This window comes from Chelatococcus sp. GCM10030263, from assembly GCF_042666455.1.
Taxonomy (GTDB): Bacteria; Pseudomonadota; Alphaproteobacteria; order Rhizobiales; family Beijerinckiaceae; genus Chelatococcus.
On the sequence record NZ_JBHTDB010000005.1, the window covers coordinates 71298 to 86083 of the forward strand.

At 64.4% G+C, this 14786-nt stretch carries 12 protein-coding genes; 1 reads left to right on the forward strand and 11 read right to left on the reverse strand.

The features are described from left to right. Positions 1–31: 31 nt before the first annotated feature. Positions 32–1300 carry a beta-ketoacyl-ACP synthase II gene (gene fabF / locus ACFQU1_RS10690; RefSeq protein WP_378132244.1) on the reverse strand — a complete coding sequence of 423 codons (1269 nt, stop codon included), beginning with the start codon at positions 1298–1300 and terminating at the stop codon, positions 32–34. A gap of 256 nt (positions 1301–1556) precedes the next feature. Between fabF and ACFQU1_RS10695 the strand changes: the two genes are divergently transcribed. Further along, positions 1557–2888, forward strand: coding sequence for a class I SAM-dependent methyltransferase (locus tag ACFQU1_RS10695; protein WP_378132246.1), 1332 nt, complete (start codon positions 1557–1559; stop codon positions 2886–2888). A gap of 36 nt (positions 2889–2924) precedes the next feature. On the opposite strand, the gene ACFQU1_RS10700 is transcribed toward ACFQU1_RS10695, so the two are convergent. The 10 genes from ACFQU1_RS10700 to cpaB form a co-directional block, all read right to left on the reverse strand. Continuing rightward, complete coding sequence (locus ACFQU1_RS10700; protein ID WP_378132248.1) at positions 2925–4979, reverse strand: ATP-binding protein; 2055 nt, start codon at positions 4977–4979, stop codon at positions 2925–2927. A 1-nt stretch (position 4980) separates the two neighbouring features. Next, positions 4981–6495 carry an ATPase domain-containing protein gene (locus ACFQU1_RS10705; RefSeq protein WP_378132250.1) on the reverse strand — a complete coding sequence of 505 codons (1515 nt, stop codon included), beginning with the start codon at positions 6493–6495 and terminating at the stop codon, positions 4981–4983. After that, positions 6476–6907, reverse strand: coding sequence for a HigA family addiction module antitoxin (locus ACFQU1_RS10710; protein ID WP_378132252.1), 432 nt, complete (start codon positions 6905–6907; stop codon positions 6476–6478). The genes ACFQU1_RS10705 and ACFQU1_RS10710 overlap by 20 nt, the downstream gene beginning before the upstream one ends. A 73-nt stretch (positions 6908–6980) precedes the next feature. After that, entirely contained in the window at positions 6981–7955 is a 975-nt protein-coding gene (locus tag ACFQU1_RS10715; protein ID WP_378132255.1) for a type II secretion system F family protein, read from the reverse strand. 40 nt (positions 7956–7995) lie between these two features. Further along, positions 7996–8976, reverse strand: coding sequence for a type II secretion system F family protein (locus tag ACFQU1_RS10720; RefSeq protein ID WP_378132257.1), 981 nt, complete (start codon positions 8974–8976; stop codon positions 7996–7998). A gap of 7 nt (positions 8977–8983) precedes the next feature. Next, positions 8984–10435 carry a CpaF family protein gene (locus ACFQU1_RS10725; protein WP_378132259.1) on the reverse strand — a complete coding sequence of 484 codons (1452 nt, stop codon included), beginning with the start codon at positions 10433–10435 and terminating at the stop codon, positions 8984–8986. 32 nt (positions 10436–10467) lie between these two features. Further along, entirely contained in the window at positions 10468–11739 is a 1272-nt protein-coding gene (locus ACFQU1_RS10730; RefSeq protein ID WP_378132261.1) for an AAA family ATPase, read from the reverse strand. Further along, a complete protein-coding gene (locus ACFQU1_RS10735; protein ID WP_378132263.1) occupies positions 11736–12494 on the reverse strand; it encodes a CpaD family pilus assembly protein in 759 nt (252 codons plus the stop codon). Before ACFQU1_RS10735 ends, ACFQU1_RS10730 begins: the two co-directional genes overlap by 4 nt. A gap of 7 nt (positions 12495–12501) precedes the next feature. After that, complete coding sequence (locus tag ACFQU1_RS10740; protein WP_378132265.1) at positions 12502–13959, reverse strand: type II and III secretion system protein family protein; 1458 nt, start codon at positions 13957–13959, stop codon at positions 12502–12504. A gap of 29 nt (positions 13960–13988) precedes the next feature. Then, the gene (gene cpaB / locus ACFQU1_RS10745) at positions 13989–14771 is read right to left on the reverse strand and encodes a Flp pilus assembly protein CpaB (RefSeq protein WP_378132267.1); all 783 of its coding nucleotides are present in this window, start codon (positions 14769–14771) and stop codon (positions 13989–13991) included. Positions 14772–14786 lie beyond the last annotated feature (15 nt).

The window sequence follows — 14786 nt, forward strand, 5'->3', positions numbered from 1 at the left end:
TCCAGCGGGTTTTGTGCACGATCTTAATAGGTCAGATGCGGCGAAAGATAATCGACGCGTTGACGCCGCCAAAACCAAAACCGTTCGACAGGGCATAGGTGATCGGCTTTTCGCGCGCTTGCGGCCCGATTAGGTCGAGATCGCCGGCAGCGGGGTCGTGGTCTTCGAGGTTCAGGGTCGGCGGCAGCATGGAGGTGCGTAGCGCCTGGATGCTGAAGATGGCCTCGACGGCACCGGCCGCTCCTAGAAGATGGCCGATTGCCGATTTGGTGGAGGATATGGAGACGTCGGCATTGGGACCGAAGATCCGGCTGATCGCCATCAGTTCGGCCGCGTCCCCCATCGGCGTCGAAGTGGCGTGCGCGTTGATATAGCCGATCTCCGAGGGATCTATGCCGGCGGCGGTGATCGCAAGCCGCATTGCGCGCTGCACGCCTTCTCCGTCGGCTGGCGCGGCCGCCATGTGGAAGCCGTCTGAACTGGTGCCGTAGCCGACGAGTTCGGCGAGCGGCGTTGCGCCCCGTGCCAAAGCGTGGTCCAGGGCCTCGACCACCACCATGCCCGCGCCTTCGCCCATCACGAAGCCGTCGCGATGGATGTCAAATGGCCGGGAGGCGCGTTCGGGCTGGTCGTTGAAATGAGTCGAGAGCGCATGCGCGGCAGCGAAACTGCCGAGGCTGACACGTTCGATGCAGGATTCCGCGCCACCGCAGACGGCGACATCGGCTTCTCCGCTGGCGATCAGCCGCGCGCCGTCGCCGATGGCCTGGACGCTCGCGGCACAGGCCGTCACCGGCGCGCCGATCGGCCCGCGGAAACCGTGCCGGATCGAGACCTGGCCCGCCGCCAGATTGACCAGGAAGGAGGGCACCGTAAAGGGCGACAGCCGCCGTGCACCCTTGGTCTGCACCGTGATCATCGCCTCGCTCATCGCCGTGAAGCCGCCGATGCCCGATGCGATGATGGTCGCGGTCCGTTCACGCGCGTGCCCGCTCGCCGGGCGCCAGCCCGCCTGGGCGATCGCCTCTTCGGCGGCGGCGAGCGCGAGATGGATGAAGGGATCCATCCGTTTCTGGTCCTTGGGTGAAACCAGAGCCTGAGGATCATAGCCCGCTTCGGGGTCTTCCACCTTGGTCGGTACGCGTCCGCCGATCTTGGCGGCCACGTCGTGCACCATCGCGTCGGGAAGCCGCCTGATGCCGGAGCGGCTGGCGATCAGCCGGCTCCACACCGGTTCGACGCCGCAGCCGAGAGGCGAGACAAGCCCGAGACCGGTAACCACGATGCGGCGTTTGTTCACTCAGAGATCACTTCCGGGACGAGGAGACATCGTCCGCCGTGCGGCGGCGGACATCGAATAGTTGCCGATCAGACAAGGGAAAAACGTGAAACCTCATCCTCTCTGAGCGTTTCCAACGAGGAAAATCCAGCTTGCCTCCCAAAACCCAGCGTCGCGCATTGCTATCCATGGATAGCCATGCCGACAAGGCTTGCAAGGGATTGATTCGGCGTCAAGACTGGCGCTCGCGCATGGTGAACGGGAAAACGGGGGTGAGATGCTGCTGCTGTCCAATCTTTTGAACAAATTCGTCCGGAACGGAGCCATGCATCTGACCGACGCCGACGGGAAGGTGCATGTCTTCGGCGGCAAGGGTACGGGACCGGAGGTCCATGTGCGGCTCCACGACAAGGCGCTCCACACCAAGCTCTTCCTCAATCCCGAGCTGCACGCGGGCGAAGCCTATATGGACGGCACGCTCACCTTCGATCAGGGCTCGTCGGTCTACGACTTCCTCTATCTGTTTTCGATCAACCGCACCGGGCTTGGTGCGCACCAATCACAAAAGCTCATTCGCACCCTGTGGCGCGCCTTGAAACGCCGTCAGCAAGCCAATCCGGCCAAGGTCGCGGCGGCCAATGCCAGGCACCATTACGATCTTTCGACGGATCTCTATCGCCTCTTTCTCGACGAGGGGCTGAACTATTCCTGCGCCTTCTTTGAAAATCCCGAGACAGATACACTCGAAGACGCCCAGCGCAACAAGCTGGAGCGCATTGTTGCCAAGCTGAAGCTCGAATCCGGCATGAGTGTCGCCGAGATCGGATCGGGCTGGGGCTCGCTCGCCATTCAATTGGCAAAGAGTGGCGCGCATGTCACCGCGATCAATGTCTCGCCCGAGCAGCTGCGCATCGCGCGCGAGCGGGCAGCAGAGGCCGGGGTGGTGGATCGCATCGATTTTCGCGAGCTTGACTACCGCGCCCTCGAAGGGCGTTTCGATCGTGTCGTCTCGGTCGGCATGATGGAACATGTCGGCATCGGTCATTTCGACGATTATTTCCGCAAGATCAGCTCGCTTCTCACCGACAACGGCTACGCCTTCGTCCATTGCATCGGACGCATGACACCGCCCGGCACCACCGGGCCCTTCATCCGCAAATACATCTTCCCGGGCGGCTACGTGCCGGCCCTGTCGGAGGTCTTCGCCGCCACGGAGCGGGTTGGGATGTGGGTCGCGGACATGGAGGTATTGCGGCTGCACTACTATTACACGATCAAGCATTGGCGCGAGCGCTTCGAGGCCCATCGCGCCGAGGCGGCCGCGCTTTATGACGAGCGCTTCTGCCGGATGTGGGAGTTCTACCTCTGTGCGGTCGAGCTCGGCTTCCTCAACGGCTCCAACATGGTCTTTCAGCTCCTTCTGTCGCCGCAACGCGACGCGGTGCCCATCGTGCGCGACTTCATTTTCGAGGCGCGGCAGAAAAAGAAGGCTTCGCCGAAGCGGCGGAGCTCCGCGTCGGGAACGAATGCAGTGGATGGAGGCAGCGAACTCCCTCCCGGTGAGGTTCAGGACCAATTGCAAACGGTGAGCGGTCGAGCGAGGTCGTGAGGCGGTCGTCGCCTGCAAGCGCGCCAGGAAGGCCCCTCAGCGGTCCTGGGCGCCAGCACCCCTGGGCGCCAGCATCTTGGCGATCGCTGAAGCCAACTGCCCTTGCTGGTAAGGCTTGCTGATCCGCGGAATGTCCTGGCCAGCGCCAGGCGGCAGATCCGCATAGCCGGTAACGAGCAGGATCGGGAGGTCCGGCAAGGCTTGTCGAACAGCCTCGGCGAGCTGAGCCCCATTCATCTTCGGCATCGAGTAATCCGTGATGAGGAGGTCGACAGACCGGCCGTTCCCTAGAATCTCGAGCGCCTTGCTGCCGGAATTTGCCTCGATGGCCTCATGGCCGAGATCCTCGAGCATGTCGGCCGTGCTCATCGCGATCAGGGCGTCGTCGTCGACGACCAGAACCGTGAGTTTCCTGGCCGTGTGGGCTATCGCGGCGGAGGCCTCCGCCTTCTCGTCTTGTGGAGCGGCGTCCGTGACCGGCAACCAGAGCTCCGCCCTCGTGCCATCGCCCACCTCACTCTTCAGCCGAAGCGCGCCATTGAGCTGCATCGCCAAACCATGAACCATTGAGAGTCCGAGGCCCGTTCCCTTGCCGAGCTCCTTCGTCGAGAAAAACGGCTCCGTCGCCTTGGCGAGCGTCCAGGCGTTCATGCCACAACCGGTGTCGCTCACGACCACGCGCACATAAGGGCCGGTGGCGAGCTCGCTTCCGGGGCCGACTTCTTGCTGGCTGCCTTCGATCGTCAGCACGCCGCCCGTCGGCATGGCGTCCCGCGCGTTGACGATGAGATTGAGAAGGGCGAGCTCGATCTGGTTCGCATCGACGAGCACTGCCGGCAACTGCTCGGGAAGATCGAGGACGAGCTCGATTTGGCTTCCCACCGAACGTTCGATCAGGTCGGTCATGCCCCGCAGCAGTTCGACGAGGTTCCTCGGTTCGACCTGCAGATCCTGCCGGCGCGCAAAGGCCAAAAGCCGCTGTGTCAGCGCCGCCCCGCGCTTGGCGCCCTGCATGGCGCCGTCGATCAGCCGCGACGCTTTCGCGTCATGCGCGAGATGCTTGCGCAAGAGGTCTAGGTTGCCGACGACGGCCATCAGCAGATTGTTGAAGTCATGGGCCACGCCACCCGTGAGCTGGCCGATCATCTCCATCTTCTGCGCCTGCCGCAGGAGGTCTTCGGCGCGTTCCCTCTGCTCGATTTCTGCCAATACGGCGGCATGAGCCTGCTTCAGCTCGATGGTGCGTTCGGCGACGCGCTCCTCCAGCACCCCATTCAAGCGCCTGAGCGCTTCCTCGCTCACCTTCCGGTCGGTGATATCGGAGGCAACCCCCACCAGCCGGGATGTGCCCGCCGCCCGGTCCTTCACCAGGCGAGCCCTGATGTCGACCCAGTGGCTGGTGCCGTCCGGCCAGACATCGCGAGATACGAAGGCAAGATTGCCTCCATCTTCGATCGCGGACCATAGGGCGTCGGGGAATGATCTCTGGCTATCGGACTGGATGCTTCGGACCAGGTCATCGTAGTTCAGCGGCTCATCCTCGGCGCGGCCGAAGATCCCCTTGAACATGGCGGAAGCTCTCAGCTCCCCTGTCGCCAGATCCAGTTCCCAGGAGCCGAGCCGACCGGCTGCCAGGGCGGTTCTGAGCCGCTCTTCGCCCTCATGAAGCTCTTCCATCCGGGCGCGCGATTCATATTGGCGCTGGCGGCCCTTTTGGGCGGTTCTTGCAACGCTGATGAAAGTCGAGGGATGAAATGGCCGCTCCAGGAAGGTCACATTGCCGAGCAGCTCCGACAGGCGCGCTGCCGTCGGATTCCGCTCTGGACCACCGCCCCGTTGGGTAAAAATGATGAAGGGCAGGTCCGACCACGTTGGTTGGGAGCCGACCCAGCCCGCAAGCTGCCGCAGATCCGCCGACCGCGTGGCCTCCTCCGCAACGACAGCGAAGGATACGTTCTCGTTAAGCGCTTCATGAAAAACGGCGAGATCGGCGCAGACCACTGAATCGATCTTCGCTTCCGCCAGCAACGCGCCGACGATTGCCGCGTCACGACCGTGCGGCGTGAAGATAAGCGCCTTCGATGTAGTCAACTTATGAATTGCCGTCTCTCTCTGTGTCGTTCTTCAGCAAAGGGCTGGCACTTCCCACGAAGGTGGGCACGCCGCGCAGAACGCCTTGAAATTCTGTGAGCGGTTCGCCCATGATAAGGCCGCTTTTGCCGATGCTGAATTCCCGAATGCTGTCCTCGTGACGTCCACTGCGCTTCTTCATGATCGAAACGGCGCGTCGCACCTTCCCCAGCGCCTCGAAATAGCGCAGCAAGATGACCGTATCGGCGAGATAAGTAACGTCGACCGGCGTCTTCATGTCGCCGACCAGTCCGTGCTGCGCGACCGTCAGGAAAGTGTTGGCTCCCTGCCTGTTGAGATACTGCAGGAGCTCGTGAATGTGGAGAATGAGAGAGTTCTCAGTCGGCATGGCGGCCTGATAGCCATTCAGACTGTCGATGACGACCGTCTTCGCCTGTGCCTTGTCGGTCCGCTCGCACACCCGCGACGCGAACTCCCCAGGCGATAGTTCGGCCGCATCGAGCTGTTCGATCTGGAGCGAACCGGACTCCCGCATGGCCTCGAGATCAAAGCCCATTGCCCGCGTCCGGTCGAACAGTAGCCCGAGTTCTTCGTCGAACAGAAACATCGCGGCCTTCTCGCCGCGGTGCACGGCCGCCGCGACGAATTGCAGGGCGAAGGTGCTTTTGCCCGTGCCTGACGGCCCGAGGACGAGAGTGCTCGAGCCTTGCTCGATGCCTCCCCCCAGGAGAGCGTCCAACCCCGGGATCTCGCTGGTCATCTGGTTGCGCGGAAAGGTCCTGCGGTGTTCGAGCGCCACGAGGCGCGGAAACACCGTCACGCCACCCATCTTGATGCTGAAATCATGGTAGCCGCCGCGAAACGCCTGCCCGCGATATTTTGAAACACGAAGCCGCCTACGCTCCGCACCGTAGTCGGGCGCGAGCTCTTCGAGTTGAACGACCCCGTGCACGACGCTGTGCGCCGTTTTATCCGATGTCTCCGAGGTCCGGTCGTCGAGAAGCAACACGGTCGCGCGGTGGCGTGCAAAATAATGCTTGAGGGCGAGGATTTGGCGTCTGTAACGAAGTGAACTCTGAGCCAGAAGCCGAATTTCCGACAGGCTGTCCAGAACCACCCGGCTCGGCCTCACGCGCTCGAAGATGTCGAAGATCGATCTGGTCGCTTCGCCGAGTTCGAGATCTGAGGAATAAAGGAGGCTCTGCTGCTGGTCGGAATTGAGCACGCTCTCCGGCGGCACCAGCTCGAAAACGTCGATATTGTCCTCGAGCGTCCAGCCGTGGGACGCAGCACCCGCGCGCAACTCGCCCTCGGTCTCGGACAAGGTGATGTAAAGGCCCCGTTCTCCAGCTTGGGTGCCTTCGATGAGGAAACGAAGCGCGATCGTCGTTTTTCCCGTTCCGGGATTTCCTTCGAGGAGAAACACATTTCCCCTCGAAAAGCCGCCGGCCAGAATATCGTCGAGCCCAGGAACGCCTGTGCGGGCCTTATCAGGACTAGCTGCTATCTTTTCCATCCTCTCCCCCGATCTGTTTGATGACGTCATCTGGAAGAGCGCGCGATGGTATTCGCGCCAGCACGTCCTCACAGTCAGTTTGGATGCGAGACAACTCGTAGTCGTATTGGCGATCGAGCCAGAACCGTGAGGCTACTCCGCAAAAACGTTCAAGGCGAACCGCCATCTCAGGCGTAATGGCGGCTTCACCGGCCAGGATCCGGTGAAGGGTCTGACGCGTAATGCTGAGGTCGCGCGCAGCTTGGCTGACTGACAGTCGCAACGCCGGCAAGATATACCGGCGCAACAAAACGCCCGGGTGCTCCATCTTCCGGTGGCTCGGTTGGTCGTCAGCCCTCGCCTTCATGACGCCTGTAACGTCAAACGCGACAGCTGGGTTCCCTACCCATTTACCGAATCCGGAAGATTTCATCTCTTGCCGATGGGCCAAGCCTATGGCTGCATCGGCTTTCCGCTGTTTCGGAAGCGCTGACTACAATCCTCTTTCATTGCCATTTGAACACCTGGATCAGTGCCGGCGTAATGATTACCACGAAAAGAACCGGCAGGAAAAACAGGATCATCGGCACGGTGAGCTTCGGCGGCAGCGCAGCCGCCTTCTTCTCCGCCTCGTTCATGCGCATGTCGCGGCTTTCCTGCGAGAGGACGCGCAGCGCCTGGCCGATGGGCGTGCCATAGCGCTCGGCCTGGATCAGGGCGGTCGTTACGTTCTTCACCGCTTCGACGCCGGTGCGGGCGCCGAGATTCTCATAGGCCTGCCGTCGCTCCGAGAGATAGGAGAGTTCGGCGGTCGTCAGCATCAGCTCCTCGGCGAGCGCGATCGACTGCGCACCGACCTCCTGGCTCACCTTGCGGAAGGCCTGCTCGATCGACATGCTCGATTCCACGCAGATCAGCATGAGATCGAGCGCGTCAGGCCAGGCCCGCTTGATGGATTGCTGCCGCTTCTGGATGACATTGGCGAGGAAGAGCTCGGGCAGCTTGATGCCGAGATAGGTCGCGGCGATGACGATGCCGATGCGGACGAGGCCGGGGAAATGCCCGACCTGGAGAACGAACATATAGATGGCCGCGATTACGCAGAGGCCGATCGGCATGACAAGGCGGAAGAAGAGAAAATTGATTTCCGCCGAATGCCCGCGATAGCCGGCCATGGTGAGCTTCGCCTTCGCCGTCTCCGTCCCGAGCCATTGGCTCAGGTTGAGGCGCTCGACGACCTCCTTCATATAGGGCTTGGGGGCGGGCCGCAGATTGACGCGCTGATTGGCGGCGCCAAGCCGCGCGCGCTCGCGCTGGCGGATGCGTTCGCGCTCGAGCGCCACGGCCTTCATGCGCCGTTGCAGCCGGTCGCCGCCGACGAGCGGCATGGCGAGCGTCAGCACCGTCGCCGCGACGGCGATCGCGACCAGGAGGCTCGTGAGGAACTGGCGGTCTGCTAGGGTCGCGAGAAGCGCCGACATTGCCTTCTTCTTTCCGCATCGTGCCGGACGGACCGGCCCTTCAGATGTCGAAGCTGATCATTTTCTTCATGACGAAGACGCCGACGAGCATCCAGAGCCCGGAGAGGACAAGCGCGATGACGCCGGTATGGGTGGTCCAGAGGAAGGCGACATATTTCGGGCTGGTCATATAGACGAGGCCGGCCACCACGAAGGGCAGCGCGCCGATGATGCTGGCGGAGGCCTTGGCCTCCATGCTCATGGCGGTGATCTTGCCTTTCATCTTTCGCCGCTCCCGCAATACGCGCGAGAGATTGCCGATCGCCTCCGAGAGATTGCCGCCGGCTTGCTGCTGAACGGCGATGACGATGGCGAAGAAATTGGCCTCGGCCACCGGCACCCGTTCCGGCAAGCGCGCAACCGCTTCGGCGATCGGCATGCCGAGCACCTGCGCCTCGACGATGCCGCGGAACTCGCTGCGCACCGGCTCGGAGGCCTCGGAGGCGATGATCTTGATACAATCCCCGACGGGAAGGCCGGCGCGGATGCCGCGGACGATGATGTCGAGCGCGTTCGGCAATTCCTCGATGAAGCGGGTGATGCGTCGTTTCGCGAGAAAGCCGAGGCACCAGCGCGGCAGGCCGAAGAGCCCGACGAAGAACCCCGACGCCGCAATCAGCAGATTTTGCGAGATGACGAGGAGAATGAGCCCGGCGACGAACCCCAGCAGGGCGGAAAAGACATAGAACCGGCGCTTCGACCAGCCGAGCCCGGCGCGCGCCAGGCGGGTTTCCAGCGAGACCTTGTGTTTGGCCTTTTCGCGCGCCTCGAGCTCCTTCAGGCTCTGGGCGATCTGTTCGCGCCGCCGGCTGGCCGAGCCCTGGGCGCGTTCCAGCGCGCGCTGTGCCGGCGGGGCGACGAAGATCTTCTGGCGTTCCTCCACCCGGCCGCGGGCCGAGAGATAGGGCAGGAGGATGGCATAGGCGGTCGCTCCCGCCGCCACGGTCGCCAGCAGAACGACCAGGAGATCGTGGAGGTTCATCGGCCCCTCACGCCGATCCGGCGATGCCGGCCTTCTGCTCGATCGAGTCGAGCGCCTTCGCCAGGCGCTGCTCTTCGCCGAAGTAGCGCGCCCTTTCCCAGAAGCGCGGCCGGCCGATACCTGTCGAGCGGTGCTGGCCGACAATGCGCCCGTTCACATCCTCCCCGACGATTTCGAAGGTCATGAGGTCCTGCGTGATGATCACGTCGCCCTCCATGCCGAGGACCTCGGTGATATGCGTTATGCGGCGCGACCCGTCGCGCAGGCGCTCGGCCTGCACGACGACGTCCACCGACGCGCAGATCATCTCGCGGATGGTGCGCGAGGGCAGCGAGAAGCCGCCCATGGTGATCATCGATTCGAGGCGCGACAGGGCCTCGCGCGGCGAATTGGCGTGCAGCGTGCCCATGGAGCCGTCATGGCCGGTATTCATGGCCTGCAACAGATCGAAGGCCTCCGGTCCGCGCACCTCGCCGACGATGATGCGCTCGGGCCGCATACGCAGGCAGTTGCGCACGAGATCGCGCATGGTCACCTGCCCCTGGCCTTCGAGATTGGGCGGGCGGGTTTCCAGGCGCACGACATGCGGCTGCTGCAGCTGCAGTTCGGCCGCGTCCTCGCAGGTGATGACGCGCTCGTCATCCTCGATATAGCGTGTCAGGCAGTTGAGCAGCGTCGTCTTGCCCGAACCGGTGCCGCCGGAGATGATGACGTTGCAGCGCACCCGGCCGATGATCTGCAGCACGTCCGCGCCTTCGGTGGAAATCGAGCCGAAGCGTACGAGCTCATCGAGGGTGAGCCTGTCGCGGCGGAACTTGCGGATGGTCAGCGCCGGCCCGTCGATCGACAAAGGCGGGCAGATGACGTTGACGCGCGAGCCATCCGGCAGGCGCGCGTCGCAGATGGGCGAGGATTCGTCGACGCGCCGGCCCACCTGGCTCACGATGCGCTGGCAGATGTTCATCAGCTGCTGATTGTCGCGGAAGCGCACATTGGTCAGCTGAATGCGGCCATTGACCTCGATATAGGTCCGGCCCGCGCCGTTCACCATGATATCGGCGATGTCGTCGCGGGCGAGCAGCGGCTCCAGCGGTCCATAGCCGAGGACATCGTTGCAGATGTCCTCGAGCATCTCCTCCTGCTCCGAGATCGACATCACGACGCTTTTCAGCGCGATGATCTCTGTGACGATGTCGCGGATCTCTTCGCGCGCGCTGTCGGCGTCGAGCTTTACCAGCTGCGTCAGATCGATCGCCTCGATCAGGGCCCCGAAGATCATGCTCTTCGTCTGGTAATATTCGTCCGAATGGCGTGGCGGCTCGGTCGTGCGCGCCGCTTGCGCGGGCTGCTCGGGCGTCGCGGTGCGTGCTTCGAGCGAGCGCGGCTCGGTCGGTTGCCGCGCCGCGATGACGGCCGCAGGCTGTGTCGCCGCGCCCTGGTCCGTCCTCTTCCCGAACATCGCCGTCAAACCCCGTCAGCCGCCGTCGATCATCAGTGCCGCACCTTCATGCTCGCCAGTTTGGCAAGAAAGGGTTGCAGAAAGGTGGAGCCGGAAGCCGGCGTCTTGGCACGGCCCATGATCGTGGCCGCCAGCTCCTGGATGATCGTGGTGGCCTTGGCCGTCGGCTGGACTTCGTGGAGCATCTGCCCGTTATTGGCCGCCGTTCCGAAGAGATTGGCGTCGAAGGGCAGGATCGCTGCGGGCTCGATGGAGAGCGCCTTGGTGAATTCCGCGATCGCGATCTCCGGGCGCTTGGGCAGTCCGACCTGGTTCACGACGAGATGCGGCGGGCGATCGGAGGCCCGAGTCTGGCGCAGCATGTCCATCATATTTTTGGCATTGCGCAGATTGGCGAGATCTGGCGCGGCGACGAGCACGATCGCGTCGGCATCGATCAGCGTGCGCCGCGCCCAGCTCGTCCAGACATGCGGGACATCGAGCACGACTACCGGATTGGTCGCCCTGAGCGTCTCCAGAAGCTTATCGACAACGGTTTCATCGAGGTCCCACGGCCGGTCGAGAACGGCCGGGGCGGCGAGCAGGTTGAGATTGTCGGCGCATTTCACCATGAGCCGATCGAGGAAATTGGCATCGATCCGCTCCGGTGCCGCGAGCGCTTCGGCGACGCCTTGGGGCGGGTCCTGGTTGAGGTCGAGGCCGGCCGTGCCGAAGGCCACGTCGAGATCGACGATCAGCGTGGCGGCGCCGAGGTCGCGAGCGATCGTCGCGGCCAGGTTATGCGCGATGGTCGAGGCGCCGGTACCGCCCTTCGCCCCGACGACGGCGATGGTGCGGCCGAGGGGCGCAACGCCCGGCCCACTGAAGATCGTGCCGATGGCGGCGACCAGATCGAGCGGCGCGACCGGCGCGACGAGATAGTCGCTGACCCCGCGGCGCATCAGCTCGCGGTAGAGCTTGATGTCGTTGACATGGCCGATGACGATGACCTTCGTGTCGACATGGCAGACCTCGGCGAGGGCATCGAGGCCGCCGAGGGTCTCCTCGCGGCCGGCGACCGTTTCGACGATGACGACATTCGGCGAGGTGGTTTCGCTGAAGACCTGCCGGGCGGCCGCGATGCCGCCGTCATGCGTGCCGAGCTGCGCGCGCGCCATATGGCGGTCGCGTGCCGCCGCGGTCACAGCGCTGATCGCCTGCTGGGTCTCGCAGAAGGCCTCGATGGCGATGCGCGGAACGGGCGGGATGGGCGGGGCGATGCCGCCCTGATCCTCCGGCGCCGCAGTCTGCGCCGGCCGTGTCATTGGCCCACTCCGTTTTCGATGGACATGGCATCGTTATATTGAGTGGACGGGTCCTGCCCCTTGCGCAGCTTCTCGATGGCCCCGAGGCGCTTTTGCGTGTCGATGGGGCCTTCTGGGCGCGGGCGCACGAGGTCGAGCGGATCGGCAACCTGCGCGGCGAGATTGGCCTGGGAGGCGCAGCCGAGATTCCAATAGGGACGGTTCTTCCATCCGTCGGTGGAGGAGCCGCTCGCCAGATCCTGAGGCCACTTGCCACAACTGCCGGCGACCTTGGCGCCGAGCCTGATGAAGCTGAGGCGCACGACCGGCGCAAGGTTCGCGTCGCCGGGATGATAGCCGGAGACCATGACGTCCGAGGAGCGGATGCCGCTTGCGGCGAGAACGCGTCGCGCTGCCGCGAGCGTGTTGCGGACTGCCGCCTCCTGCCCGGTGTCGGCCGGGACGAAAGCGAGAATCCGGCTTTTGCCGTGCCTCAGGTAACTCGCCGCGAAAGCGCGGACATCATCGACCTGGCGGTGCCCGAGATTGCCGTTCGTGACGAAGACGTCGAGCGCCTCGGGCTTGTCGGTGATCTCGATGGGATGGCGCTCGCGGTAGTCGTAAGGGAAGGTTGAGCTCGTCACCACGCGGTTCGAGCCGCAGGACGAGAGGCCGACGCCCAGCAGCACGAGCAGGGCGAGCCGCGAGCCGCCCTCGCGCCGCTTCCTGCCGGCATGGAGCATGCGATCATTGGTCGGTGATGATTGACCGGTCATGCCGCCCTCAGTCGTTGATGAAGCCGATCCGGCCGAGGGAACTGGCCTTCGGTGGCGGGGCTTTCTTCGCGCCATAGATGCGGTTGACGCGCCCGAGAAAGACCGACTGCGGATCCATGGCGTCGGCGAAGCCTTCGTCGGGCTGCGTGATGTCACGGGCGCTGATGGGCTTGGCGAGATAGGGTGTGACCGCGATCATGAGTTCGGTCTCCTGCCGCTGGTAGTCACGCGAGCGGAACAGCGTGCCGAGGATCGGTACGTTCATGAGGCCGGGAAAGCCGTTGATCGCCTGCCGGGAGTTCTGCTGGATGAGGCCCGCGGTCACGAGCGATCCGCCGGACGGCAATTCGACGGTCGTCTCGGAGCGGCGCACCTTGAAGCCCGGCACGGTGAAGCTCGCGTAGCGGGCCGAGTTCTGCGGGTCGACCTCCGACACTTCGGTCGCGACCCGCAGGCTCATGCGGCCCTCGGAGAGGACGACGGGGGTGAAGGTGAGCGCGACGCCGAATTTCTTGAACTCGATGGTCGGCGTGCAGCTCGTGGTGGCGGTGCCGGCGCAGCTATAGCCCGAAGGAATCGGCACCTCGCCGCCGACGAGGAAGGATGCCGTTTCGCCGGAGATCGCGGTCAAGGTCGGCTCGGCGAGCGTGCGCGCCACGCCCGCTTGCTCGAGCGCCCGCAGGGTGACGCTGTTCTTCGACCCGAAATTGGCGGTCACGGACGTGTCCGGCGGCTGCCCCTGCAGGCCGAAGGGATTGTTCATGATGGAATCGAGGCTCAGATGCCCGAGATTCCAGGTGCCGGTGGAATCGACGCCGAGCTGCTTCAGCACGTTGCGCTGCACCTCGGCGACGGTCACCTTCAGCATGACCTGGTCCTTGGTGCGCAGGGTGAGTGCATTGATGACCTTGCCCTGAGACGCTCCTCCCTGACCTCCTCCGCTATTCGAGGCGAAGGCCGTGGCGATATCGACCGCGCGCTGCGCCTCGTCGGCGGAGCCGACCGTGCCGGTCAGCAGCACCGAGTCGCCAACAGTTCGCGCGTCGATCTGCGCGCCGGGCAGGGCGGTGCTCAGCGTCTGGCGCAAAAGATTGAGGTCGCGCCCGACGGCTATATCGAAGGCGGCGATCTGCCGGCCGTCGGCATCCATGGCGATCAGCGAGGTGGCACCGTCGCCCATGCCGATGATGAACAGCTTGCGTGCCGAACGGACAACCGCATTGGCGATCTTGGGATCGGCGACGAAGACCTCTTTGGCATCACGCGCCAGCGTGATCACCACCGAGCGCCCGATCGACAGGTCGATGTGGCGCGCGGGCGCGGCGTCGTAGGTATAGCTCGAGCGCAGGCCGACGGCGTCGAGATCGGCAGCCCGGGCCGGTAGCGCTGGCGCGGCGGCCATTGCGGCGAGAAGCGTTATCAGCCGAAGCCCGCGATGCAGCGCCTTCGTCTTGTTTGATGTCATACCCGGCGCCGCTCCCCCCATCGTCATAGTCAGCGCCTCGGGATTTCGACGGGCACACCGAAACGGATGACCGTAATGTTGTCGTTGCGGGCGACCGCGGGCGGGCTCTTGGCGTCGGTGATCGAGCGTAGTGTGAGAGAAAGCTGGCCGCTCCTCTCTGCATGGACGAGGACTTGCGCCTGCTCCGGGTCGACTTCGAGCGTCGCCGTTCCGCCGGAGGCCGTGCGCTCGCCGGCCTTTTCCTGCACCGCCTGGCCGATCGCGAGCACGCGGATGTTCTGCAGAATGGTCTGGGAGAATACCTTCTGGCCCCCGTCAGCGCCGCCCCGGTTCTCGAGCCGGACCGTCCAGATGACGTCGACGCGGTCATTGGGAAGGATGAAGCCGCCGGCCGTCGTCGCGCCATGCTCGTCGATGGTGATGGCAACCGCCCGTTTGCCCGTGGGCAGAACGGCGGCCATGAAGCCCGAGCTGCCCGCCTTGACCAGCGTGTCGCGCCGGATGATCTGGCCGCGGGTGAGACCCGTGCGGGCGTAGGCACCGGAGAATTCGGTCATCGCATCCGGCGCGGCGCGGCGCGTCACCGCCTGTTCGGGCAGGTTGTCGGCCGGCCAGGCCTGCCAGCGCAGCTTGGCGGGCTCGACGGCATCGCCCAGGCCGATATCCTCCGCCGCGACCAGGACGTCCATGGTCGAAGCGGTTGGAGCGGCTGTGGGGTTGGTGGGTGTCTGGCGCGATCCATAGGCCAGGAATGCCGCAGCAAGGCCGGCTGCGAGCGCGACGCCAAGAACGACAAAACGGGCTGATCTCATTGGCGCGACGAACCG

Excerpts from the sequence above, each read along its gene's own strand:
- ACFQU1_RS10725 (WP_378132259.1), bottom strand. The coding sequence starts at position 10,435 with ATGTTCGGGAAGAGGACGGACCAGGGCGCGGCGACACAGCCTGCGGCC.
- ACFQU1_RS10695 (WP_378132246.1), top strand. The coding sequence starts at position 1,557 with ATGCTGCTGCTGTCCAATCTTTTGAACAAATTCGTCCGGAACGGAGCC.
- ACFQU1_RS10730 (WP_378132261.1), bottom strand. The coding sequence starts at position 11,739 with ATGACACGGCCGGCGCAGACTGCGGCGCCGGAGGATCAGGGCGGCATC.
- ACFQU1_RS10735 (WP_378132263.1), bottom strand. The coding sequence starts at position 12,494 with ATGACCGGTCAATCATCACCGACCAATGATCGCATGCTCCATGCCGGC.
- ACFQU1_RS10720 (WP_378132257.1), bottom strand. The coding sequence starts at position 8,976 with ATGAACCTCCACGATCTCCTGGTCGTTCTGCTGGCGACCGTGGCGGCG.
- cpaB (WP_378132267.1), bottom strand. The coding sequence starts at position 14,771 with ATGAGATCAGCCCGTTTTGTCGTTCTTGGCGTCGCGCTCGCAGCCGGC.
- ACFQU1_RS10710 (WP_378132252.1), bottom strand. The coding sequence starts at position 6,907 with ATGAAATCTTCCGGATTCGGTAAATGGGTAGGGAACCCAGCTGTCGCG.
- ACFQU1_RS10715 (WP_378132255.1), bottom strand. The coding sequence starts at position 7,955 with ATGTCGGCGCTTCTCGCGACCCTAGCAGACCGCCAGTTCCTCACGAGC.
- ACFQU1_RS10740 (WP_378132265.1), bottom strand. The coding sequence starts at position 13,959 with ATGACATCAAACAAGACGAAGGCGCTGCATCGCGGGCTTCGGCTGATA.
- ACFQU1_RS10705 (WP_378132250.1), bottom strand. The coding sequence starts at position 6,495 with ATGGAAAAGATAGCAGCTAGTCCTGATAAGGCCCGCACAGGCGTTCCT.